Here is a 23,993-nt window from a genome sequence, read left to right on the forward strand (position 1 = left end):
AACGCCCGCATTTGCGGCTGATTTGGAGCGCAGCGGAAAAGCAGTCCGACAACATGCGCTTGTTAAATGTGGGTCACTGACGATATTGACCCAGAGACATCTTTTGAGACTTCGCCATCTATCTCAAATGGCTTAGTATAATTTTCGGTCATAGCCAAATTATATATTGTCTCTTTTGCTTTTTTATCGAGCAAATCCCACCAATCAAGATCAAAATACACGTTTTCTGCGTACGCAAATATAGATTTAAAAAGCCAGTCCTTAATAAACTTTGTATCACGCGAGAAGACATCCAACAGGTAGCCACCAATAACACTGTGCTCCTCCAAGTAAGATATAATATACGCCGCATTACCGTTAATCGTTACCGTTGATAATGAAAAATGCTGAAACTTGTATGAAGGATCACCCAAATTCTGAAATTTAGTGCCATCGACTTTGTAATAAGGAGAAATTGACGCGCATACAGCTACAGAGATAGGGGCATCCAGTTCAATAACATAGGATTTTAAAAAATCAAAATTACTTTTTTTATATAGATCCTCGTACTTTTCTTTTATTGAGTCTATATCGCCAAACCCTTTATATATATCTCTTTTTAAAAACCACAATTCTTCTTGTAAAATTATCTGGTCGCTTAACCTATAGCCCATATCAATGTTGTTGATTTGCCATTCTACAGCTTCCTTTGCAGCATTCTTTTGGTAAAGCTCATGGCACACGGCACGATATGAACTTGCCCAACAGTTTTCATAAGATATAGAAAACTCGATATTTTCAATATTCTTGAAAAGCTCGGTGTCATGATAGCTGCAAAACCCATAAAATATTGATGCCTGCTTTTTTACTCCCGACTTTATATCTCTTACATTTTCAAAACCGTTAGTATTTCTATAGAACGTTCCTACATGACCATCTTTACAAAAGCTAGATAGTACCCTCCCTCTCTGAACTGTATGCGCTCCCTTGATGGGAAGGTCACAATTCTTTCTATCGAAAGATGCACAGCAGAATTTTTTTGAATCAAATATTCTAGACAGGTTTTTCCTCAGCTCACCCTCGCTAACCTTTCTCTTACTTTCTCTATCAAGATGGCAGTCTTTGAAGGACTTTCCGCTTTTGCACCAACATGGCTCATCGGGTTTAGTTTGTGCTGCGGTCAGGATTGCATGAGCAAATCTCATTTTTGACTCATCATTAAATCCTTTAATCATTTCGCTTATCTGTTTAGAAATATCATCCATGCGCTCAATATCTCCGAACATTTAACGCCCAGCGCAGGCGCAGCCAGCGCGGAGCACCTTTTGTGTTAATGTTTGAGCGCCAGCGAGTAACACAAAAGGTGCGTAGTGTTGGCTGTCACCCTGCCGCTGCTTGTTATGAGCTTTTATCAAAGAGCATGGATTCTTTAAAAAAAGCACCGGCAAAAGTATGCTTTTTTAGGAGGTAATTCATTGTTAAATTGTGTTTAAGGTTTCTATCTTTATATGCATCCCAATCCCAGCCGACGCATATATAGGAAAGAACATTGCTGAATTCATGGCTATGACCATCCTCCATGAACATTTTTTGAATGCCAATTCTTGCATCTTGAATTTTCTTTTTAATCAATTCAACCTGACTTGGATCTTCCTTTTTCAAGTTTCTGAGCACTATTTCTTTTGCAAACCTTGTACATATCACATCAATGTCGCGCTCAGTAGGTTGTCCGTGCTTATCCAGTGACCATTTTGCCGTTTCAACTCTCTGCTTGATCATTGCATCAAACTGCAATCCATCCCATTTTCTCAATAATTTTCTAATCATCTGGATTACTCATAACGCCGCCAGCAGGGGCAGCTTAACTTGTGCGCGATTTGCGCGAAAATGGGAGCGCAGCGACCCGCGCAAAACGTGCATAAGGTAAGCTGTCCCGCGGAGGGCCGAAGGCCCGTAGCAAACTGCCTGGCCTTGTTAGTGCAGATGCGCCCGCTATTCATCTGGATACTCTGAAAGATACAGCTTTATTCCCAGCTTAGACATTATTGACATAGCTCGAACGCTTAAAATTGCACCGCCGCCGCACGCGTTTTCTCTCATGCTAAAACCAATGTCAGCGATATAACTTGCCGAGGGTAATTTTTCTTCATTTTCAATGAGCCACTTTTCTAAGCTCTCAACTTGCGCGGGAAGCTCCCACTCATCTCTAGCTATCCAGGCAATTCTTTCATTATCTGATTCACGTCTTACGTAAATTGACAATCTAGATTTCCTTATGCACTATCGCCGCCGGCAGGGGCAGCTTACCTTGTGCACGTTTTGCGCGAAAATGGGAGCGTAGCGACCAGCGCAAAATGTGCACAAGGTAAGCTGTCCCGCGGAGGGCCGCAGGCCCGGAGCAAATTGCCCGGCCTTGTTATGTGCCACTACTCGCACCTGACCTCCTTTTGAGTTTCCGCCGAGCAGAAAATGCGAATATTGTTAAAAACACTAACGCAGCAGAAGTTTGAATTGCTCCTTTAACAATAACCCCAGTCGAACACTCACCGGATGGATCTGTTGGTGTGCCTACACGATAGAATGGAAACAAACCAAACTCTTTTTTGTGGCCGCAGAGACCATCCCATTCTTCATATGCAAACCCGAATAGAACAGATAACGCAAAAAGAACGAAAAATATTACAGAAACTGGTGTGACTCTATTCTTCATTTTCTATGCCGGACACATAACGTTGCTAGCAGGGGCGGCCGACGCGCAGCGTTGGACGTCCAGCCCAGCCCCGAAGGGGATGGGCGAGCCTGCCTAGCCTGGTTATGGCTGACGCGCTCCGGACCAACTACTAGCACTTTGCCAGCCACGGCTTGGCTGGCCACCGCCCGAAAATTACGAGGAAAGAATACCGTACTTTCCCCAATCTATTTTTATCTTAGAGCCACGCCAAAATACTGCAGCGGAATTGCCCAATTCTACCGAACCCGAGCGAACACTCTAGGAACGAAACTGCTTGAATGTGCCGTGGCAAAAACGCCAAATGTTGGACGCCAAAACTGTGAGCCAAACTTGCCACGGCACAAATATTAATTTTTACCGACCGGCACCATAACGCCCAGCGCAGGCGCAGCCAGCGCGGAGCGCTTTTTGTGTTAATGTTTGAGCGCCAGCGAGTAACACAAAAAGCACGTAGCGTTGGCTGTCGCTCTGCCGCTGCTTGTTATGAGTTCCCCACTATAGCGAACTACGAAAGCTCGCCCACTTGTTTACGAGATCAGCGAACCTGCCGGCAGCCGCTGTGGATTGACCTGTTTTAGAAACAGCGGAAGCCTCCGCTTCAATTAGAAAATCTACGATTGAAGTAGCTTCTTCTAGAGTACATGTAACTACGCAAAACTCGCTAATTGAACTTCCTTTATGCTTTGCCGGCTTTTCCACTGTTCCCTGGCTTATTGCTGTAGCAACAATTGAAGCTTCAGAAGATCTCTTTTGCTGCAGTAGCGATAAGGTATCTTCAAGATCAGAAACCCTGAATGTACTCACCTTACTACAAATATTTTTATACTCTTCGGAGGTCATCTCGACTCATAACGCCGCAATCAGACGCGGCTTACTTTTTGTGCTTTTTGCACGAAAATGGGAGCGCAGCGACCGTGCAAAAAGTGCACAAAGTAAGACGTCGGCTGCATTGCATTGTTATGGCGCTGATAGCTCCGCGTCTATGGAAAACTGAGTAAACAGCTTCTCTTTGGCCTCGGAAATCTTTCCTTCCTTCTTCCAGCGCTCAATATCTTTTGATCTAAATGAAGGCTCTGCGATTTGTATTTGCCGAATCGACTCTTTCAGCAGCTCTTGCCCGTGCGCATCAGCCATGGATAGGCGATCCAGCAACTCTGGAACGAGGTTATCTTTATGTTTCTCTAGATAAAGGCGTTTGGCCAACTGAACAGTTCCGTTAGTATTTTCCATTCTCTGGTAATTGAACCAATTATTCGCTCTCACATACTCGTTGAGCTTTCTCTTTTCATTGGTTTGATAAACCGCAAATCCGAAACTTGCCACGCCTATTGCTAGGCTCACATAAGAAATGACTTCTTCCATGCTCTCTCTACTCGATTGCCATAACGTTGCTAGCAGGGGCGGCCGACGCGTAGCGTTGGACGTCCAGCCCAGCCCCGAAGGGGATGGGCGAGCCTGCCTAGCCTGGTTATGGCTGACGCGCTCCGGATTACCTACTAGCACTTTGCCAGCCACGGCTTGGCTGGCCACTGCCCGAATATTACGAGGAAAGAATACCGCACTTTCCCCACCAAATTATTATCTTACTGGCACTCCACGATAATGCTGCGGACTACCCTATTCTGCCGAACCCGAGCAAACACTCTAGGAACGAACAAGCTTGAATAGCAACCGGCCAAAGCGGCTCAACATTGGATGCTATTTAGTGGCACTGAATTTTCAGCAACCACGAAAAACCCAAAAATACTGACCGGCACCATAACGCCAAGCTTTGGGGCAGCCGGAGCAACGCGTAGGCTGTCCCAGCCGCGATAGCGGCGACAACAGCGCCTTGTTAAGCATTTTGCACCACTCTTTGCCAGAGAGACTCAAACTCTTCTTTGGTAGATGGCTCCAGCTCTCCAACTTCAAATCTCTTGTTACTGTCTGTCCAGAGCCCAAAATTGCGGTTATTTGGAGCGGCAAATAAAGGGGCGTTGTTCTTATCCATTCCTATTTCTCGTATTGGAATTCCGCTTTCGTCTATTTCGATGAGCCACTTGGCCACAGACGGATATAGCTTTTCCTGATCGGGGTTAGTTCGTGGAACAAAGAACAGAATGGCTTTGATTAAACGAACGCCGATACCATTCATTTCCTTTTCATTCCAGTTGGTTGCCAGTTTAGTAAATCCGTAGTTCATTTTGATGCTTAACAGTTATATAGTGGGTATCGTGATCGTATTTCTGGTGATCACTATCTTTCCGTCGAATACTTATCCAAATTGCTTGAATCCCATATCAGTCAGGCTATTTGCGTCTCATTGTGTATGTTTTCCAAGCGGCAAAGTGGTCGCCATGCCCCCTATCCGGCCTGTTTTAGCGAGGATATAAGTATTTGTTTTTTGGGGAAAAATATTCTGTGCCCAGATTCCACGCTAGATAGTGGGTGTGGTGATCATTTTTCTGTTGTATTTATAACTTTATTTGATATTTGCTGCCAGTCTGTAAATTGGCTTAAACCGCTTGTTGGTAAATAAAAAGGGCCGGCAATACCGACCCTTCTGAGTTGAATTGATTAATTCAATTCCTAATTAGCCCTTATGGGCCATATTTAAAAGTATTGGGTGATTATTACAGCCCCAAATTCGGCAGCACAAAAGATTTGGTATTCGGGTGCAGCCTGATCCACAGTCCAGGATTCGCATTCAATTGCTGCAACGCTTCATCTTTGTCTGAACTCAGTCGCGTATTAAGCACATTCGCATAAGTCTGCACCTTCGCCGGTGCTGTATCGACATCCACAACAGATTGCACAACCTTCTTCGCTTGCAGAATCGCCGCCGGACCCAAGGTAAGAATGTACTCGGCAGACCGACATTCTGCTTCATCCTGTTCATTCACCGCGCTGCCGCCAGCTTTGAACTTGCTGATATGGTGCTCGAGGATACTGCTGGAAATCGGGATTACACCGGCTACATGGTCGCTTTGGGCGCCGGAGAAGGGTTTGATGTAGGCGAGGTGGGAGGCCTGGTTTTCTTCCGGGCCGTGGCCGATGAAGAAGATATCCAGGCCGCCCAGGGATTCCAGTTTGTTCAGATACGCGATCAGTCCGGCTTCCAGATCGTCGGTATCTGTCTGCATCGGGGTGAAGCTTTTGATCTTTTTGAAAAAGTCCGGGCCCAGGATGCGCTCGAAGTCCCGCACGAAGCTGAAGCAGTTGCCCATGCTCATGGGGGCGAGGGCGTCCTGAGTGAATACGTTGAGGCGGCCGAGCAGTTCGTCCTGTTCTGAGGTTTTGGCCAGTTCACCCAGCAGGCGGTGCAGGGCCTGGGCGCCGCGGCCGCCGAGGAGCGCGATATTGATATCGCCGTCTTTCTGGGCGGCGGTTTCAAGCAGTTCATTCAGCATCGCCTGGCCGACGGCTGCTTCGGTGTCGAGTACGGTTGGGGTGATGCCGTGATCGCTCAGCTCGGCGTCTTGCGCTGTATTCTGGGCCAGCCACACGTTGCCGCTGTCTTCGACTCTTGTGAATGATGGGTTGTCATTGTTCATGGTTATTACCTCATTGCGTTTGGCTGCGGCAACCGCAGTTCAGGCGCGCATTGTATATAAAAAGTATGGCTATAAAAAAAGGCCGGATTTTCCGGCCTTTTCGAAGAGGGGCAGGAGACCGTTAAGCCTCAGCCGTTGCGTGTCTTCAATGTATTGCGCAGTTGCTCGGTCATGCTCAGCAGCAGCTTCTCGGTGGTTTCCCAGTCGATGCACTTGTCGGTTACGGATACGCCGTATTCCATCTGGCTGTGGTCGGCGAGAATTTTCTGGTTGCCGGCTTTGATATTGCTCTCGACCATGATGCCGATAATGGACTTGTTGCCATCCAGAATCTGGTGGGTGACGTTGTCGACTACCAGCGGCTGCAGTTCGTGGTTTTTGTTGGAGTTGGCGTGGCTGCAGTCGACCATGATGTTGGGCACTAGGCCGGCGGCTTCCAGCTCGCGTTCGCACATGGCGACGCTGACGGAGTCGTAGTTGGGCTTGTCGTTGCCGCCGCGCAGTACCACATGGCCGTATTTGTTGCCGGCGGTGTGGATGATGGCGACCTGGCCTTCCTTATTGATACCGAGGAAGCGGTGCGGGTTGGCGGTGGACTGGAGGGCGTTGATGGCCACTTCCAGGCTGCCGTCGGTGCCGTTCTTGAAGCCCACGGCGGAGGAGAGTCCGCTGGCCATTTCCCGGTGGGTCTGGGATTCGGTGGTGCGCGCGCCGATGGCGGACCAGGAGATCAGGTCCTGCAGGTACTGGGGAGAAATGGGGTCCAGTGCCTCGGTGGAGGTGGGCAGACCCAGTTCGGCGATATCCAGCAGCAGCTTGCGGCCGATGTGCAGTCCGTCCTCGATCTTGAAGGAGTCATCCAGGTACGGGTCGTTGATCAGGCCTTTCCAGCCCACGGTGGTGCGGGGCTTTTCAAAATACACGCGCATGACAATCAGCAGGGTATCGGCGACCAGGTCAGACAGCGCCTTCAGGCGCCGCGCATAGTCCATGGCTGCGTCTACGTCGTGTACGGAGCATGGGCCGATCACCACCATCAGGCGATGGTCTTTGCGGTCGAGAATGTCGCGCACTGCGGCGCGGCCGGCGGCTACGGATGCTTCGGCAGCCTCGCTGACGGGCAGTTCCGATTTCAGCGCTTCCGGAGTGATGAGAATGTCCTGGGAGAGGACATTTAAGTCGTCGAACTGCTGCATGGTCATGGTGTCACTGTCACTGCTAATTGTAATAAAAGGGTCTTCCTTGCCCGCAAAGTGTGACTGCGGGGCAGTTATGCTAACCAGTGGCCGGGGGTAGGGCTAGGGTTTCATTTGAAACAAATTTGCGCGTCACGGATTTTGGGCGGTTGGGGGAGGTTTGTCTTGGTTGATGTGGGGTTTCTGGGATGAGATTGCGGGATCATTGGTCGTTATCTGGGGGATTAGGATGGGGTGGGCTCTGAGTAGTTCCCGGTTAAATTGACGGTTGGGCACGTATTGCGTCGCCCAACCGACATTGAAGCGCCTGGGACGGCTATTCGGGTGGGAGCTCTGCCAGACGCTGCAGCAACGGGAAATACAGCGCGCAGCGGATATTCTTTTCTCCGCGCTGGTAGAACAGCCGGCGGTAGTTATCCATCTGTTTGCGGTACTGTTCCAGCTGGGATTCGACAAATGCCTCTTCGGGTTCGCCCGCCGCGGGCTCCGCGGTTTTGTAGTCGACGATCCAGCGGGTGCCTTCGGCATCCACGAAGGTGCGGTCGACAATATTGCGTCGCAACTGCTGGCCACCGCTATGCATTTCCAGTTCCGCCGCCGCCTGTTGGTGACCGGCATCCAGCAACCAGCGGCCGGTGCTGCAGTTCAGGGTGCGGAGCAGGGCCTGTTCGACTTTCTCCAGCGCATATTCCAGATTACTGCCGTTGAGGCCGGCCTGCGAAAGTCGCAGTTGCCACAGGGGGCGCATCTCTTCGATCAGTTGCGCGGGTGGTGCCGCCAGCCTGTGTGGTGATTCTGCCAGGGTGGCGAGGCTTTCGTGGGCCACGGTTCCTGCGTGGCGAAACCAGCGCTGCTGGACCTGGCCGAGTTCCGGCAGGTTGGGTTCGTCGTCCTCTTTCTGTTCAAGCACGTCCACCCGGTAACGGGCGAGATAGTCCTGTCGCGGGTGCGCCGGGCGCTGCCAGTGTTCCGGCAGGCGCAGCAGGTAGCTGTAATCGGCGCGTTCGGAAGTTTCCGCGAGGGCATCGGTTTCTATCCAGTGGCACCAGCCGTTATCCGGATTTTCCACCAGTGCGGGCCAGATGCTGGCCAGCAGAGATGCGGAGGCGGGTGCTTTGTAGTCTTCGTTTTTCTTGTCGGAAGATTTGACGCTGGCTAGCAGGTGCAGGGAGTGGATGGCGCGGGTGCAGCCTACGTAGAGCAGGCGGGTGCCTTCCAGGCGTTCGCGCTCGCTGTTGTCGTGTTTCACATAGGCGTAGAGCGGGTCCTTGCCGCTGCGCGGGCTTTTGGGTGCGAGCAGGAAGCGGGTTTCCACTTCACTGTTCAGCCAGGTGCACCAGCGCAGCAGCTGGTCACTGCCGCCGGCACCGCCGGTTTTATCCAGTCCGGGAATCAATACGTGGTCGAACTCCAGGCCCTTGGACTTGTGAATGGTCATCACCTGTACTTTGGCTTCCTGGGCCGGGCGGGCGAAGAGCTTTTCAAGAGCCTGCTCGAACGCGGGCCAGTCGGCAATGCTGCCGCCCTGATCGTATTTCTCCAGCAACTGGAAAAAGTCTGCCGCGTTGCTGAGCTCTTTTTTGTCTGCCACCGTCGCCGGCCCACCGAGGGCCAGCCACAGGCCTTCCACCCATACGCGCAGGGGTTTGCGCCCCCGTTCCCGCCAGCTGTTTAGCAGCAGATCGGCACAGAGTTGGAGGCGGTTGCGGCCGCTTTCGCTCAGGCCTGTGATCTGGTCCAGTTCGCCGAGACTGTTGAGGACCGGCGGTACCCGGGGATCGCGGGCGCCCAGCTCGGCGCCGTTGTGATTTGCTACCGCGTAAAGATCTGGCAACGTCAGCCCACACCAGGGGGCGCGGAGCACAGCCAGCCAGCTGATGCGATCACTGGGGTCTTGTAATGCGCGCGTCAGGCTGAGCAAATCGAGCACGACCATTTTGCTCGCCAGTGGCGACAGGTCCTGGGCCTGGTAGGGGATACCCGCGCGGGTCAGTGCCGGGAGTATCTGTTGCAGGTGCTTTTTATTGCGCACCAGGATCGCGATGCTGTCGTCCGGGGCGGTGGCCTGCAGGGACTGAATAATGTCTACGGCTTTTTCGGCTTCCTGCAATCGCTCTGCGTCGTCGATACAGCCATAGAAACTGACCGGTGGTGCGCCCCAGATTTCCGGTTTGAAGGCGACCGAATCCAGATAGCGCACGGCGCCACGGCTGATATTGTCCTTTCGCGGGAAGGCCTGGCGGAAGGTATGGTTGACCCAGTCCACCACCGCGTTACTGGAGCGGAAGTTGACCTGCAGATTCAGCGGCGACAGCGGCAGTTCGCCAATACCTTCGTTACGCGCATCGAGAAAAATGCCCACGTTGGCGTTGCGGAATCCGTAACAGGACTGCATGCCGTCGCCGACGATAAACAGGCTGCGGCCGTCATCCGGCTCCCAGCCGGCGGTCAGTTTCTGCAGCAGTTCCAGCTGCAGCTGCGAGGTATCCTGGAATTCGTCGACGAGAATGTGGCGGAGCTGTACGTCCAGCTTCAGTGCTACATCGGTGGGAGAGTCGCTTTCTCCCAGGGCCACCAGCGCGGCCTGGGCCACTTCGGTAAAGTCGGTGCTGCCCAGTTGCTGGAATACCAGTTTCAGTTCCGCTACCAGTAGCGGCAACACTCTCGCCAGGGCGCGCAGAATTTGCCACTGGTTGTCGTCCATGCCGCTGGGCAGGGTGCGGACTTCGGTGACGATCTGCAGCAGCTCGGTGTTTTCACTGATGTCTGCCAGCAACGCGGTCATGGCATCCTTCGCCGCCTTGGCTCGCTCCGGGTCCGGCGACTTTTTGTCCGCCGGGGGGAAACCAATGGTTTTGGAAATGGACTTGCGGAAGGTGCCTGTCCCGGTAACCAGCAGCTCTGCCAGTGCCAGCCATTGCGGCAGGCCTTCATCGGAGCAGGGCGGTAACGCCGCAATACCCGCAAGGGCGCTGACGATATGTTCGGGTTTTTCTTTTTGCAGATTGCTGCCGGCGTAGCCCGCCAGTTGCACCAATTCTCCGGCGAAGCTGCCGAGGGATTTGCCGAAGGTTTCCAGTTGTTCCCGGATCAGCTCGTGGATTACGAAGGTGAAGTAATCCTCGGCTTCCTCGTTGTGCACCGAGAGCAACGGTTCCAACCACTGCTCGCGCTTTTCCAGCAGTGTCTGCAGCAGCCCGGAAACCTCCGGCAGGTTGTTGTCCAGGTGCAACAGCAGGCGGCCGAGATCTTCGTCCAGCTGTTCCTGCTCCAGCTTTTTCAGCAGATTGGCGATGGCCATTTCATAGGCGATGGCGGGCTGCTCCAGCGGTTCCCCGGGGGCGCCGAGTCCGCTGTCGATGGGGAGCTGACTGGCGATATTGCGACACAGGCCGTCGATGGTCTGGATGCGCAACCGCTGCGGGCTCTGCAGCAAATGCCACTGCTGTTTTTCGTCGTGTGCCAGCAGGTCCCGGGCCAGTTGCCAGGTGACACGACCGTGAGGATTGTCGGGCTCGGGGTTGTCGCGGGCATCCAGCAGTGCGTGCAATAAACGCTCGCGCATTTCTCCCGCGGCTTTGCGGGTGAAGGTAATGGCGAGCACTTCTTCGGGCTGCTGGCAGGCGCTGAGCAGTTTCAGCAGGCGCTGGGTCAGCAGGCCGGTTTTACCGGAACCCGCCGGCGCGGAGACGGCGAAACTCTGGGAAATATCCAGCGCCTGCGCGCGGGCTTCGGCATCGACGGGTTGATTCGCTGGCGGCGGGGTTTGCGTCATGTTATTCAATTCGGCTGCTGTTCTGGGTGTTCACGGGTGGTTTGTAACCAGGCGTGAATGGTTGCGTGTTGTTGTTGGCCGATCAGGGCCATGCCGAAATGGCTGCGCTCCGGGATCTGGACGACCGAAAGCTGTGGGCCCTGGATATCGGAGAAATAGGAGAGCGGCGACACCGTATCGTCTGGCGAAGCGAGCAATAAAATGGGCACTGCGGATTTTGTCAGTGCGGGGCGGATATCGGTGTCGGCAATCGTGAGGCCACGATGTTCCAGTGCCGTAATGGCGCCCTGACGAATGCTGTTGTCGGGAATCAGCGCGGAGCGCAGTGGCGAGAACTGGCGGGCGATCCGCACTGCGGCTTCGTCGAAGGGCAGCATCGGCGCCTGCAGAATAACGCCGGTAATATCCGTGCGGTGCTTAGTGAGCTCTAGTGCGGCGAGGGCGCCCATGGAATTACCTACCAGAAATATGGGGCGTGACGGACCCGCCTGCGCATCCAGCAATTCATTGAGGTATTCACCATCGGTGATCCCGAAACCTAGTCTGCCTTCCGACTCGCCGTGACCCAGCAGGTCGGGAGCCAGTACATCAAATCCCAGAAAACGGAAATAAATGGCGGTTGCCAGCATGTCTTCTTTGGCGGCGCGGAAGCCGTGCAGCAGTACTACGAGGCCTTGAAACGGCGCGCTGTCCTTGCGGGACAATTGCAGAGAAATGCGTTCGCCCGCAGCGGCGGCGAGATTCTGCAGCTTGAAGTCGTAGGCAAGTTCTTCGATTTCACTGATCGGCGCGGCGCCGGCTTTCAGGTAGCGCAGGCACGGGAGGCTTCCTTCCGGGCAATATTCCTCGCTGGAAAATCCGCTGAATCCGCCCTTGCTCATTTCTGCGAGTACTTCTTTTGATGCGTTTGTGGCGTCTTCCGGACTGATACTGCGCGCTTCAATATATGAGGTGACCATCTGGGCACAGCCGCCCAGTGACACTGACAGTAGAGAAATCAGCGCACACAGCAGTGATGCAGTCGCGCGCCCTTCGTGGGAGTTTTTCTGCCGCTTGTTAATCACGAGCTTGCCTGCTCCCGCTCCGGCCAGCGGTTCAATGGCCACAGGGCGCTCTGGCTGTCATTGTCGGCGGGACGATCAAAATCCAGCGCGGCGTAGCCGGTGCGGTACTCGGTGGCGAGGGTTTCCAGGGCCTGTTGCCAGTGCAGTTTCAGCTGGTCCCATTGAATGATTTCCGGCACTTCATCTTTTGAACTTTTCTGACTGTCTGCTACGGACTTGATGCCATTGATGGGCTGGGAAAGCTCCCCGCAACCCTGGTATTTGCAGTCGCCATTTTTGATTGCGCCAAAGGCGATGGCTTTCGCTTGTGGTTGAAACAGGGCGTAGAGCGGCAGCTGGGGTTCCCGCACGCGGTCCTGAAGCCAGTCATTCACCGAGGTCTGCCCGGTTTTGTAGTCGATCACCAGCTGTTCGCCTTCATGCAGGGTATCCAGGCGATCCAGTCGCAGGGTGAAGGTTAGCCCGGCGAGGGTGACGGTGAGATCGGATTCCACCCCGGTGACGGCAAAGCCTGGGCGGTCCTGTTCCAGCGGCAGCCACTGCTCGAAGATATCGCGCAGGCGGGTTTGCTCCAGTTGCCAGAAGGCCGCGGGTAATTCCGGGTGCTTTTTCTGCAGGCGTGATATGGCGGTTGTGATGCTGGAAGCGATCTGCAGGCCTCGCTGCTCCGGGGACATTTGCGCAAGGGTTTGCGAGTTTTCGCACTGGGTCCAGAAGGCGGCGAGCATTTCGTGGATCAGGTTGCCGCGCTCGGCCGCGCTCAGCCCCAGCCCGGGTTCTGCAAAATCCTCCGCGCCGAGGCGATAGCGCAGCTGTGCGTTCATCGGGCAAAGTGCCTGGGCTTTCAGTACGCCGGCGCCGCCGCGGACCTGCGCGCACTCATCACTGCCCAGTTCCGGCAGCTGTGTATCGCCGATTTTTTCCAGTGCCGGGCCTTCCTCCAGAATATTGTAGAAATCGGTCAGGGCGTCGCCGGGCATACTGCTCGCCGTTGCCGGCTCGCCGAACAGAGCGCTCAACGCCTGGCCCACGCCGTCTTCCTCGCTGGCATAGCTGACCACGATATCGTCACTGGCATTCAGCAGGTCGCGGGTGAGTTGTTGTGCGAGTTCCAGTTCCCGCTCCGCGCTGGCGCGGGGCATTTTCCAGTCCTTTTGCCAGAGTACCGGCAGCATGGGATTGGGAGCGGGAGGTGTTGGCCACTGTTGCTGGCCGAAGCCCACCAGGCGGATATGGTCGAAGGCGAGACCGCCGGCTTCCAGTACTCCGAGAATCTGCAATGGGCCGTCGCGGGTCTCGGCCTGGAAAGGGGTGCGGCTGGCGATCTGGCGCAACAGCTGCAGGGCCTTGGTCAGCGGCAGGCTGCCGCTGAATTCGCTGAGTCCGGCGAAACTTTCCAGCGCCTGTTCCCACAGCATCAGCTGCTGGTATTCCTGACTGTTGGGGTTCCGCTTGCCCGGCCACTGCAGGCGCAGCAGCAGTTCGGAAAAACGCTGGGCCCAGATTTCGGCCGGTGCCCGTTGCCAGCGTCGCACCCAATCGCCGAGCTGGTTGAGTTGCGCCGGTAGTGCGCTGTCCGGGGCGATTTCCGCGGCCAGCTTTTCCGCCCAGGTGCGCAGTACGTTTCCGGGGATTTCTTTCAGTTCCTGCTTTTGCAGGCGGCGGAACAGGGCACTGCGCAGGTGTTGCTCGGCAGCGCTGTCGCCGCCCCAGAAGGGAGAAAACAGCAGGTTGCGCAGCTGGCTGTAATCGAAACGATCGCGCAGGCTTTCCAGCAATTGCAGGGTGGCGGCGCCCACCGGCGTTTTTGCCAGGGGGGTGCCGGCGGAGAAGTTGAACGGCAAGGTGTAGGCGGGCTGGGTGGGATCCAGCCACTGGGGTTCCAGTACCCGCGCAAACACCTGTTCCACCAGCGGCCGGCACTGGCCGAGGTTGTTCACCACGATACCGATGCTGTTGTCCGGGGCCTGTGAAAGTTTTTCCGCGGCCCAGCGTGCCGCCTGTACCAGTTCGTCTTCGAGGCTGTGGCAGGGCGCAACCCGCAATGCAGTGTCCGACTTTTCAGGAATCGCAAATCGTTCAATGGAATCTGCGGCGTTGGTCAGCAGCCGATCCACTAGTGGGGAATTCTGTACAAAGCCGGCAAGGGAGATTTGCGGCAACCTCGGCAGCTGGCCCTCGTCGAAGGCGCGGGCAATCAGCAGGTCGCGCTGGTCTGGCGTGATGGCGTTGCGCTGCTGCAGTTCCCGGTGGAACTTGGGCAGGATTTTGAACAGGGGGAAGTCATCCGGCAGCAGGCCGGTTTTCTCCCAGTGGGGCTGCATGGCCTGGTCAGTGTCGGCGAGGTCCGTAACAAGATTCCACTGGATCAGCTGGGCAAGGGCGGTATCGCAGTTGCCTGCCAGCTGCTGGGTGTTGATCAGGCCCTTGTCCAGGCTTTCTTCCACACACTGCTGCCACAGCAATTGCCGCTGCTCCCGGTTCAGTACCCGACACATAGCCGGTTGCCACTGTTTTTGCTGCAGCTGGAACCAGAGTTTGTCGAGCCAGCCCTGCAGGGATTCAACGGGGGGCGGTGCCCAGTTTTTGCTCGCCTGCTGGCTGGTGCCGTAAACCTGCTGGCAGCGGTTGCGCAGGCGGTTGGTGGGCGTCAGCAGCAGACCACCCTCCGGCAATTGCTGAAGGATATGAAAAAACGGAAATGCGGGTTGTAGCATGGTCAGTGGCTGTGAATTCTTGTTGTCGTTGCGTTTTTCGCTGCGCCGGAAGGACTTGGTTGTCTGGCACTGTGCGTTTACGGCACCAGAGTTTAACCGGGGTCAGAGTTTAACCGGGGTCAGAGTTTAACTGGGGCCGAAGTTTAACTGGAGTAGAAGTATGCCGGTATTCGGGCGCGAACTCGGCAAAGGCCCGCAGGATCGTCCCTCTGTGCTCGTCGCTGCTGGTTAGCAACTGGGTGCTGTCCGGGGTTGGCGGCAGTGCCAGGTTCAGCTCGCCCAGCCACCAGGATACACGGCGGGCGATTGCATCACCGGAGTCCAGCCAGGTAACCGGGCGCGGGGATGCCGCGGCCAGCTCGTCGCGCAGCAGGGGGAAGTGGGTGCAGGCCAGCACGGCAGTGTCTACGGATTCGCCACCGGGAACCTCAAAAATGTGCTCGATAACGGGTGCCAGATCGGATGCAGTAATGGTTTCACCCTGCAACTTGGCTTCCGCGAGGGTGACCAGCTCCGGGGCGGGTACGTTGATGACCCGCGCACTGTTGGCAAATTCTTCGATCAGCTCGCGGGTGTAGCGGCGGTTTACCGTGCCTTCGGTGGCGATCAGGGCGATGGTGTGGGTTCGGCTGCTGGCCGCAGCGGGCTTGATGGCCGGCACCACACCCACCACGGGCTGGCTCAGTACTTCGCGCAGTTGTGGCAGTGCCAGGGTGCTGGCGGTGTTGCAGCCCACTACCAAAATATCGGCCCCGCAGGCGGCCATCATATTGCTGGCCACTTCAACAATGCGCGGGCGCAGCAGCGCTTCGGGTTTGTTGCCGTAGGGGTAGAAGCCGTTGTCGATGCCGAAATGCAGGGTGAGGCCGGGGATCTGGCGGCGGATTTCCCGCGCGATACTGATGGCTCCGACGCCGGAATCGAATATCAATGCGCTGGGGCCCTTGGTAGAATGGCCGTTTCCTGTTGGCATGTAAAACTTTTCTCCCGTTCCTGCACTGGGTGTTGCCGAGGAAGTGACAAGCATACCCCAGCCGCCGCCATGCAATAAGTTTAAGTGAGTTTTATGACCTGGTTTCCCCTGCAAATTTCCCTCGAGCACGCGATCCTCGCCGGTGTGGGCGTACTGGCCCTGCTGTTACTGGTGTTGTGGATGGGCAGGGCGCGTCTGGTGAGTCAGCTGCAGGCGGTGCGATCGGAGCAGCAGGTGCTGGCGTCTCAGCTGCAAAGCCTCCGTGAGCGTGAGACCCAGCTGGGTGTGGAGCTGCAGCAAACCCGGGAGGCGCTCACCGCCAGATCACAACAACTGGCCCGCAGCCAGGTATTGGTGGAAAAAAGTGAGGCTGCGCTGGCGGAACAGAAGCAGCAGCTGGAGCAGACCCGTGCGGCCATGACACAGCAGTTTGAAAACCTCGCCAACCGGATTTTTGAAGAAAAGCAGCAGATGTTTGTGCGCCGCAGCGAAGACAGCCTGCGTAAGAGCCTGGACCCGCTGGAACGCCAGCTGGGGGATTTCCGCAAGCGGGTAGAGCATGTCTACGACCGCGAGGCCGCCGAGCGCAACAGCCTGGTGGGCCAGATCAAGGCGCTGCGCGAGCAGACCCAGCGCATCAGCGACGAGGCCCTGAATCTCACTTCCGCGCTCAAGGGCGATCGCAAGATCCAGGGCAACTGGGGCGAGGTGGTACTGGAGCGACTGTTGGAGGAATCCGGCCTGCAGAAAGGGCGCGAGTACGAGACCCAGGTGAGCTTTACCGCAGATGGTCGCCGTCGTCAGCCGGACGTGATCGTGCGCCTGCCGGAAAGCAAGGACCTGATCATCGACTCCAAGGTGTCGCTGGTGGATTACGAGCGCTATGCCTCTGCGGAGACCGATGAAGAGCGGACCCAGGCGCTCAAGCAGCATGTGAATTCCCTGCGCGCGCATATCACCGGTCTGAACAAAAAGGCCTACGAACAACTGGAAGGCGTGCGCACCCTCGATTTCGTATTCATTTTCGTGCCCATCGAAGCGGCTTACATGCTCGCCATGCAGGCGGACCCGGAGCTGTTCCGCTTTGCCTATGAGCGTCAGATCGTGCTGGTAAGCCCCACCAGCCTGATGGCGACCCTGCGCACAGTGGAAAATATCTGGCGCTACGAAAAGCAGAACAAGAACGCGGAAAAGATCGCGGCGGAGGCGGGCAAGCTGCACGATCAGTTTGCGTTGGTACTGGAGTCACTCGACAATCTGGGCAGCCGCATCCGGCAGGCGGACGAAGCGTTCCAGGAAACCTACAAGCGCCTGGCTACCGGCCGCGGCAACGCGGTGAAGCGGATCGACAGCTTGCGCAAACTGGGGGCGAAAACCCGCAAGCAGATCGCGGCAGATTTGCGCGAGAAGGCAGAAGACAGCCACAAATTGCCGGCTCCGGAAATGGCGTCAGACGCGGAAGAAATGGAAGCAGAACTCGCCTTCGAAAGCGAAACGGAATAAGTCTTGGAAAATTTCCTCGCCACATTTTCATTTGCCCTGTCGGTAACCGGACCGATCTTCCTGACCCTGCTGATTGGCTACGTGCTGGCCAGGGCAGGATTGCTTAGCGAGTCATTTGTTGATGATGCCTCCAAGCTGGTGTTTCTGGTCACACTGCCGGCGCTGTTGTTTTTCAATATCTTCAGCTCCGATGCACACCTCGGGGACGAATGGCCGCTGCTGCTGGCGGGCTTGATTGGTACCATACTGACGGTGCCGCTCGCCTGGCTCACCGCGCGCCCGCTGGAACATGGCGATCGTAGTGCCTTTATCCAGGGCGCGTTTCGCGGCAACCTCGGTATTATTGGCCTCGCCTGGGCGGCCAACGCCTATGGCAGTGCCGGCCTCGCGCAGGCGGCGCTGTTGATGGCGGTGATTACCATTTTCTACAACGTGGCGGCGGTGGCGCTGTTTGCGGTGTACAGCCAGAAGGCGAAATTCTCCTGGGGTAAATTACTGAAGGACATCGCCCGCAATCCGTTGATTGTGGCCATCGTGCTGGCGCTGGTGGCCAAGGGTGTTGGCCTGAAGTTGCCGCAGATGGTGGTGCAGACCGGTGATTACTTGGCCTCTGTGACCCTGCCGCTGGCACTACTGTGTATCGGTGCCAGCCTGGATCTGAGCATGTTGCGGCGCAGTTCCTTCGGCGCATTTCTGGCCAGTGGTTTCAAGCTGTTAGTCGTACCGCTGGTATTGCTGGTGATTGGCTGGCTGTTCCGCCTGGATAGCCAGTCGATGGCTATCCTGTTTCTGCTGGCTGCAGCGCCCACCGCATCGGCATCGTTTATCATGGCCCGCGCGCTTGGCGGCAACAGCCAGCTTGCGGCCAATATCATTGCGATCAGCACCCTGTTATCTATTGTTACCGCCAGTGCCGGACTGGCGTTGTTGAAGGTATATCTCCCATGACCGAAGTTCCCGTCTGGATCCTGATTATTGCCGCTGCGATTATTATTGTGCTTTCGGCGATTGCCACCTATTACGTGCTGGAATTGCGCAAGGTGCGCAGGAATCAGAAGCAGCGGCTGGCGGAATTGGAAGCGGCGGCACATGCGCAGCGGGATCGGGTGAATACCAGTATCCAGATCATTGCCAAAACCCTGCTGGATGAAGGTGTGGGCCTGACGGAGGCTTCATTGCGTATTCGGGTGCTGCTGGATTCGTTGCAGGTGGAAGATCCGGTCAAGCAAGAGTTCGTGGCCTTCTATCAGATTGCAGACAAGACCAGCCATATTCCGATTCTGCAGGACTGGAAACAGTTATCGCGCAAGGAAAAGTTTGCGTTTGAAAAGGAAATGGCGCGGGTAGAGGATGAGTACCGCGATTTCGCACTGGATGCGGCAAAGCGGATTCTAGGTCGCACGTTCTGAGTTTTAGCGATGATTCGTGGTTGTCCGGAACCGGTGGACTGCTGATTAAAACCAGAAGCGGAATCCTGCAACCGCGAAAGTGAACTCGGTTTCTCCGCCGTCGGCTTCGATCAGGTCGGCGGTGCCACCGAATTTGCGCTCCCAGGATACGCCGATATAGGGCGCGAATTTGGGAGTGATCATGTAGCGCAGGCGCAGCCCCAGTTCGACGCCGGTGAAGCCGTCGCCGATGTTGTAGGCGGGAATATCCGAAAAGGAAAAGCCAGTTTCCAGTCGCGGCTCCAGCTCCAGGCGCTGGGTAAAGTGAAAGCTGCGTTCGATTTCCAGCCGCCAGGACCCATCGCCGTCCTCGCTGATATAGCCGGTCAGGTCTGTTTCAAACCCATAGGGCGTCATGCCCTGGTATCCAGCGGCGAAGTATGAGCGACTCTGCCCGGGATTGAAGTCGTGCCGAACGCCGAGCTGCAGGTCCCAGTAGGAGCGTACGGCGTGATTCCAGAAAACCTCCAGCCAGGCTGATTCGGTCTTGCCTCCCACCTCCCGTTCGCCTTCCGACTCCAGGTAGAGCTTGTTGCGGTCGGCTCCGTACCAGGCGTCGATTTCCCACAATTCTTTGTCGTCGTCACCGTCGCGGCGGTACTCAAGCCGCTTGCCCATCACCTGAAAAAATTTCTGATTGTCGTGAATGGGGATGACCCCGAAATTCTGCTGGGGTTTGCCCGGCGTATCTTCAGCATATTTCCGGATCTGTTGGCCGGGCGGCGGAGGCAGCGGTGGGCTGCGGTAACCCTCCGGTTTGGGTTCGGTGCCGTCGTCACTGGCCTGGATCGGTACCGTCTGCGGTGACGGTTCCTGAGCCAGCAGCAGTGGCGAGAGCAGGAGCATGGTGAGACTGGTGGCGACGTTTTTTATGGTCAGACGTTTCATAGCCAGACGTTTCATTGAGGGGGTGTTCACGCGACCCGCACTACCTGGAACATGCCGGCTTCCATGTGGTAGAGCAGGTGGCAGTGGAAGGCCCAATCGCCTTTTTCGATCGGCGTAATCAGCACCGACAGCGCCTCTCCGGGCTTGATCAGAATGGTATGCTTGTAGGGAATTTCTTCATGGTCGGCGCCGTTTTCCAGCTGCATCCACATGCCGTGCAGGTGCATGGGATGTTCCATCATGGTGTGGTTGACGAGGAATAACCGCAGTCGCTCGTGGTACTTGAACAGGTAGGGGCCCGGCTGTTCGGTGAATTTTTTTCCGTCCAGGGAAAAAATAAACCGCTCCATATTGGCGGTGATATTGATGCACATTTCCCGGTCGACGGTCGCTTTATACGGCTGCGGCTCGGCGGAGACCAGATCCTTGTAGGTGAGTACCTTCCATCCGTCGTTGCCGAGTCCCACGCCGGGTTCCGCCAGGCGGTTTTGCGGGTTCATTACCACCATGGCCACGTTAGGATTGTCTTTCTCCGGCAGGAAAGGCATGGGGCCGTTGGGGCCGGGGATGGCGTCGTCCTGCATTTGCATACGCTTGTGGTGCAACTTTTCCTTCATCGCGTCGCTCATGCCACCGAAGTATTTCCCCTTCATCATCCCCATGCCGATATCTTCCAGCTTGCGGTCGGGGACCGGCCGCAGTGCAGGCACAGGTGCCTGCATTCCCGGTTCCGGTGCCAGGGTGCCGCGCGCATAGCCGCTGCGGTCGAGGGACTCCGCGTACAGGGTATAGGCGTTTGCCTCGCGGGGGCGGATCAGGACATCGTAGGTCTCGGCAACGCCGATGCGGAATTCATGGCAGCGCACGGGTTTTACCGCTTTGCCATCCACCATCACCACGTCCATATCCAGCCCCGGAATGCGCACGTCAAAATTACTCATGGACGACGAGTTGATAATTCGTAAGCGCACCGTCTCACCGGGCAGGAACTTGCCGCTCCAGTTCATATCCGGTGAGTGGCCGTTCATCAGGTAGGTGTAGATATAGCCGGTGACATTGGACAGGTCCCTCGGGCTCATATTCATCCGGCGAAACGGCAGCAGTTCCGCATTGGCTTCGGCAAAGCCCATCTTGCGGACATCGCGCAGGTAATCGAACACCGTGCGTTTGTAGTAGATGTAGTACTCGGGTGAGAGGTTGATATTGCGGAACAGGGTTTCCGGATCTGTGAAGGCCCAGTCCGACAGTACTACCACATGGTCGCGATCGTAGTGGAAGGGCTCGCCACCCTTGGGGTCGATGACCAGCGGCCCGTAGGAACCGCTCTGCTCCTGGAGAAAGGAGTGACTGTGGTACCAGTAGGTGCCAGCCTGCTTGACCCTGAACTGGTAGCGGTAGGTTTCGCCTGGCTGTATTCCGCTGAAATTGACTCCGGGCACGCCATCCATGCGAAATGGCACCAGAATGCCGTGCCAGTGAATCGAGGTGTGCCTGGTGTCGTGCATGTGGTTGGTGACATCCATGGTCACCGTGTCGCCTTCGCGCCAGCGGATCAGCGGCCCGGGTACGGTACCGTTGATGGCGGTTGAAGTGCCGGTGCGGCCGTCGATTTCCAGCGGGGTGTAACGGAAGGCCAGGTCGAAATAGGTTTCCGGGTGGTAGTCGCCGATGCCGTTATGCAGGTATTTGGGCGAGGAGAGGGCCCAGGATGCCAGGGGAAAGGCGGCGTTGATGCCGGCGGAAAACATCCCGGCACCCAGAGTCTGCAGGAACCGTCGCCGCGTGCCGAACAGCGGTTTCAGGCCATCTTCCTCCTGCTGTGCCATGGTAAACGATCCCTGTGTACCGGATGTGTACCAACCAAGCTAGCGCAGCTAACGCGCTTGGCAGGGCGAAGTGCGCCAGATTTCCCGAATGAAGACGTGTGAGTTATTTCTTAACCAGCAATATCCCGGACTCGGTATGGTCGGTGTACGGGAACTGGTCGAAGATCGCAAAACGCTCGATGTCGTGGGTCTTGGTCAGCTCGGCGAGATTTTCCAGCTGGGTCTCCGGGTTACAGGAGATGTAGAGGATACGCGGGAAGCGCGCGATCATCGCGCAGGTGTCTGCGTCCAGGCCGGCGCGGGGCGGGTCTACCAGTATGGTGGAGAAGTGGTAACTGTCGAGATCGAAATCTTTCAGGCGGCGGAAGGGGCGGACCTTGTCGATGGCTTGGGTGAACTCCTCGGCGGACAGGCGCAGGATGTGCAGGTTCTCCACCCCATTCGCGGCGATATTTTCCTGCGCGGCATTCACCGAAACCTTGGAAATTTCTGTTGCCAGTACGTTGCGGAATTTCTCTGCCAGCGGAATGGTGAAGTTGCCATTGCCGCAGTACAGTTCCAGCAGATCACCGTCGGCGCTTTCTTCGCAACAGCTTCTTGCCCACTGGATCATCGACCGGCAGATTTCACCGTTGGGCTGGGTAAAGCTGCCTTCCACCTGTTTGTACTGGTAAGTACGGCCGTCGATTTCCAGCTTTTCAATCACGTAATCCCGCTCGAGCACCAGTTTCTGCTTGCGTGAGCGGCCGAGCACGGGAACGCCCAGCTGAGCCTGCAGTGCGCGGGCTTCCGCTTCCCAGGCCGCATCCAGCGGCTTGTGGTAGATCAGCGTGATCAGTGCGTCACCGCTGAGGGTGGTGAGGAATTCGGTGCAGAACAGGCGTTTGCGCAGGATTTCGCTGTTGTTGATCGCTTCCAGCAATACCGGCATCAGTTCGTTGATCCGCGCGGAACCGACGGTAAACTCCTCGATCACAAACGGCTTTTTGTACTCACCCTGTTTGTACATGGCGTAGTCCACCCGTCCGCCTTCCTGCCACATCTTGAATTCAGCCCGCAGGCGATAGTGGCTGGGTGGGGAGGGGAAGACTTCCGGGGCCAGCTCGGTATAGGGCGCGAATGCCTGTCGCAGACGGGCCACCTTCTGGTCCAGTTGCTGCGGATAATCGTCAGAGTTTACGCGGTGAAGTGCCATGAGCAGAGCCGTACAATATGCCAAATGAAATCGGGCGCGGATTATAGCGGAAGCGCCCAGACAATTAACCCGGGAGAGAGGCAATGGCGGTTGGACAGCTGGAAATTCTAGTGCGAGGGCAGGGACTGCACGAGTTTACCGGCGAAGTTGAGGGGTGGCTGAACAGTCAGGGTTATTCCAGAGACGGGCTGTGCACCCTGTTTATCCAGCACACCTCGGCGAGCTTGCTGATTCAGGAAAACGCGGACCCCAGTGCACGAGTAGACCTGGAAAACTGGTTGAATCGATTGGTTCCGGAAAATGATCCCCTGTACACGCACACCATGGAAGGGGCCGACGATATGCCTGCGCATATCAAGGCCGCGCTTACGTCCAGCAGCCTCTCGATACCGGTAAAAAGCGGGCGGCTAATGCTCGGGACGTGGCAGGGGATTTACCTTTGGGAGCATCGGCATCACCGCGGCAAGCGCCGGGTGATTGTGCATGTGAGCAGTTGAGTTTTTGGGCAGGCAACTCAGAGGCAGTTGGTCGGCTTGGGTAAGCCCGCGATCTTGCTGCCGATTTTCGCGGGGCTTGGCGGAAACAGCTGCATAAGAAAAATACTGCGACCTTTCTCTGCGCCCAGATGCTGGCCAACATATTTCACCAGGGGGCGCATCGCCGGAGAGAGTTCAAACTCCCGGTAAAAATCCTGCAGCAGACGTATTACGTCCCAGTGGTCCTCGGTCAGTGCAATGTTTTCCTGCGCGGCAAGCGCCTCCGCTACCTGTGGGCTCCAGTCTTCCAGGTGGCGCAGGAAGCCTTCTTTGTCCAGCGGGATCTCTTTCCCTTCAATGAGCAGATTCTTCACAAACGTTTACCTGAACCAGCTGACGATGGGGTTGTGCCCGGTGCACAGCGCGACCCAGCCCTCGTCATCAATTGCGGTGATGCCGGAAGCAATTTCAACACCGCGGGCCAGTGCATCGGTACTCAGGCAGTAGACACTGCTCGTTGGAAGTCTGTCCTGGTTTCCAGATGCGCCGTACACGCCATCTTCGATCAGCAGTAGTGCATCGCCGTCGCTGAATGCATCCAGGCAGTCGCTGAGGGCGCTGCCGGCGAAGGGGGATTGATTGACGATATGCAGGGTCATTTCAGTAACTCGGCGTCTCAAATTAGGTGC

The 23,993-nt window shown here is 56.1% G+C and carries 22 protein-coding genes; 4 read left to right on the top strand and 18 right to left on the bottom strand.

From position 1 onward, the window contains the following. Nucleotides 1-62 precede the first annotated feature (62 nt). From PVT68_RS01415 to murI, 13 genes are all read right to left on the bottom strand, one after another. Nucleotides 63-1,244: an SEC-C metal-binding domain-containing protein gene (locus PVT68_RS01415; RefSeq protein WP_280320791.1), complete on the bottom strand. Its 1,182-nt coding sequence runs from the start codon at nt 1,242-1,244 to the stop codon at nt 63-65. Nucleotides 1,245-1,377: 133 nt separating this feature from the next. Further along, complete coding sequence (locus PVT68_RS01420; RefSeq protein ID WP_280320792.1) at nt 1,378-1,806, bottom strand: hypothetical protein; 429 nt, start codon at nt 1,804-1,806, stop codon at nt 1,378-1,380. A 165-nt stretch (nt 1,807-1,971) separates the two neighbouring features. After that, nucleotides 1,972-2,241, bottom strand: a complete 270-nt coding sequence (locus PVT68_RS01425) for a hypothetical protein (RefSeq protein WP_280320793.1) — start codon at nt 2,239-2,241, stop codon at nt 1,972-1,974. Between the two features lie 154 nt (nt 2,242-2,395). After that, nucleotides 2,396-2,689 (bottom strand): hypothetical protein, encoded by a 294-nt coding sequence (locus tag PVT68_RS01430; RefSeq protein WP_280320794.1) that lies wholly within the window; start codon nt 2,687-2,689, stop codon nt 2,396-2,398. Between the two features lie 516 nt (nt 2,690-3,205). Next, a complete protein-coding gene (locus tag PVT68_RS01435) occupies nt 3,206-3,550 on the bottom strand; it encodes a hypothetical protein (protein ID WP_280320795.1) in 345 nt (114 codons plus the stop codon). A 117-nt stretch (nt 3,551-3,667) separates the two neighbouring features. Continuing rightward, nucleotides 3,668-4,072, bottom strand: a complete 405-nt coding sequence (locus PVT68_RS01440; RefSeq protein WP_280320796.1) for a hypothetical protein — start codon at nt 4,070-4,072, stop codon at nt 3,668-3,670. A gap of 472 nt (nt 4,073-4,544) precedes the next feature. Continuing rightward, the gene (locus tag PVT68_RS01445; protein ID WP_280320797.1) at nt 4,545-4,892 is read right to left on the bottom strand and encodes a hypothetical protein; all 348 of its coding nucleotides are present in this window, start codon (nt 4,890-4,892) and stop codon (nt 4,545-4,547) included. A gap of 430 nt (nt 4,893-5,322) precedes the next feature. Then, nucleotides 5,323-6,243, bottom strand: a complete 921-nt coding sequence (locus PVT68_RS01450; RefSeq protein WP_280320798.1) for a hypothetical protein — start codon at nt 6,241-6,243, stop codon at nt 5,323-5,325. A 128-nt stretch (nt 6,244-6,371) separates the two neighbouring features. After that, nucleotides 6,372-7,439, bottom strand: coding sequence for a 3-deoxy-7-phosphoheptulonate synthase (locus tag PVT68_RS01455; protein WP_280322565.1), 1,068 nt, complete (start codon nt 7,437-7,439; stop codon nt 6,372-6,374). A gap of 316 nt (nt 7,440-7,755) precedes the next feature. Further along, nucleotides 7,756-11,214 (bottom strand): UvrD-helicase domain-containing protein, encoded by a 3,459-nt coding sequence (locus tag PVT68_RS01460; RefSeq protein WP_280320799.1) that lies wholly within the window; start codon nt 11,212-11,214, stop codon nt 7,756-7,758. Between the two features lie 5 nt (nt 11,215-11,219). Next, complete coding sequence (locus tag PVT68_RS01465; RefSeq protein WP_280320800.1) at nt 11,220-12,278, bottom strand: alpha/beta hydrolase; 1,059 nt, start codon at nt 12,276-12,278, stop codon at nt 11,220-11,222. Further along, nucleotides 12,275-14,995: a PD-(D/E)XK nuclease family protein gene (locus tag PVT68_RS01470; protein ID WP_280320801.1), complete on the bottom strand. Its 2,721-nt coding sequence runs from the start codon at nt 14,993-14,995 to the stop codon at nt 12,275-12,277. Before PVT68_RS01470 ends, PVT68_RS01465 begins: the two co-directional genes overlap by 4 nt. 109 nt (nt 14,996-15,104) lie before the next feature. Next, nucleotides 15,105-15,968 (bottom strand): glutamate racemase, encoded by an 864-nt coding sequence (gene murI / locus PVT68_RS01475; RefSeq protein WP_280320802.1) that lies wholly within the window; start codon nt 15,966-15,968, stop codon nt 15,105-15,107. 93 nt (nt 15,969-16,061) lie between these two features. Between murI and rmuC the strand changes: the two genes are divergently transcribed. The 3 genes from rmuC to PVT68_RS01490 are packed head-to-tail and all read left to right on the top strand — an operon-like array spanning nt 16,062 to nt 18,880. Beyond that, nucleotides 16,062-17,471 carry a DNA recombination protein RmuC gene (gene rmuC / locus PVT68_RS01480; RefSeq protein ID WP_280320803.1) on the top strand — a complete coding sequence of 470 codons (1,410 nt, stop codon included), beginning with the start codon at nt 16,062-16,064 and terminating at the stop codon, nt 17,469-17,471. A gap of 3 nt (nt 17,472-17,474) precedes the next feature. Then, entirely contained in the window at nt 17,475-18,419 is a 945-nt protein-coding gene (locus PVT68_RS01485; RefSeq protein ID WP_280320804.1) for an AEC family transporter, read from the top strand. Beyond that, nucleotides 18,416-18,880 carry a DUF2489 domain-containing protein gene (locus PVT68_RS01490; protein ID WP_280320805.1) on the top strand — a complete coding sequence of 155 codons (465 nt, stop codon included), beginning with the start codon at nt 18,416-18,418 and terminating at the stop codon, nt 18,878-18,880. Before PVT68_RS01485 ends, PVT68_RS01490 begins: the two co-directional genes overlap by 4 nt. A gap of 45 nt (nt 18,881-18,925) precedes the next feature. Here the strand turns inward: PVT68_RS01490 and PVT68_RS01495 are convergent, their stop codons facing one another. The 3 genes from PVT68_RS01495 to trmA form a co-directional block, all read right to left on the bottom strand. Beyond that, nucleotides 18,926-19,807: a copper resistance protein B gene (locus PVT68_RS01495; protein WP_280320806.1), complete on the bottom strand. Its 882-nt coding sequence runs from the start codon at nt 19,805-19,807 to the stop codon at nt 18,926-18,928. 26 nt (nt 19,808-19,833) lie between these two features. Then, nucleotides 19,834-21,633, bottom strand: coding sequence for a copper resistance system multicopper oxidase (locus tag PVT68_RS01500; RefSeq protein WP_280320807.1), 1,800 nt, complete (start codon nt 21,631-21,633; stop codon nt 19,834-19,836). Nucleotides 21,634-21,736: 103 nt separating this feature from the next. Further along, nucleotides 21,737-22,828: a tRNA (uridine(54)-C5)-methyltransferase TrmA gene (gene trmA, locus PVT68_RS01505; protein WP_280320808.1), complete on the bottom strand. Its 1,092-nt coding sequence runs from the start codon at nt 22,826-22,828 to the stop codon at nt 21,737-21,739. An 83-nt stretch (nt 22,829-22,911) separates the two neighbouring features. On the opposite strand from trmA, the gene PVT68_RS01510 reads away from it, so the two are divergent. Continuing rightward, nucleotides 22,912-23,325, top strand: coding sequence for a secondary thiamine-phosphate synthase enzyme YjbQ (locus PVT68_RS01510; RefSeq protein WP_280320809.1), 414 nt, complete (start codon nt 22,912-22,914; stop codon nt 23,323-23,325). 17 nt (nt 23,326-23,342) lie between these two features. Here the strand turns inward: PVT68_RS01510 and PVT68_RS01515 are convergent, their stop codons facing one another. Both PVT68_RS01515 and tusB read right to left on the bottom strand, forming a co-directional pair. Beyond that, on the bottom strand, nt 23,343-23,678 hold the full coding sequence (locus tag PVT68_RS01515) for a TusE/DsrC/DsvC family sulfur relay protein (protein ID WP_280320810.1): 336 nt from the start codon (nt 23,676-23,678) through the stop codon (nt 23,343-23,345). 6 nt (nt 23,679-23,684) lie between these two features. Continuing rightward, the gene (gene tusB / locus PVT68_RS01520) at nt 23,685-23,963 is read right to left on the bottom strand and encodes a sulfurtransferase complex subunit TusB (RefSeq protein WP_280320811.1); all 279 of its coding nucleotides are present in this window, start codon (nt 23,961-23,963) and stop codon (nt 23,685-23,687) included. Nucleotides 23,964-23,993 lie beyond the last annotated feature (30 nt).

Source organism: Microbulbifer bruguierae (genome assembly GCF_029869925.1).
GTDB lineage: Bacteria > Pseudomonadota > Gammaproteobacteria > Pseudomonadales > Cellvibrionaceae > Microbulbifer > Microbulbifer bruguierae.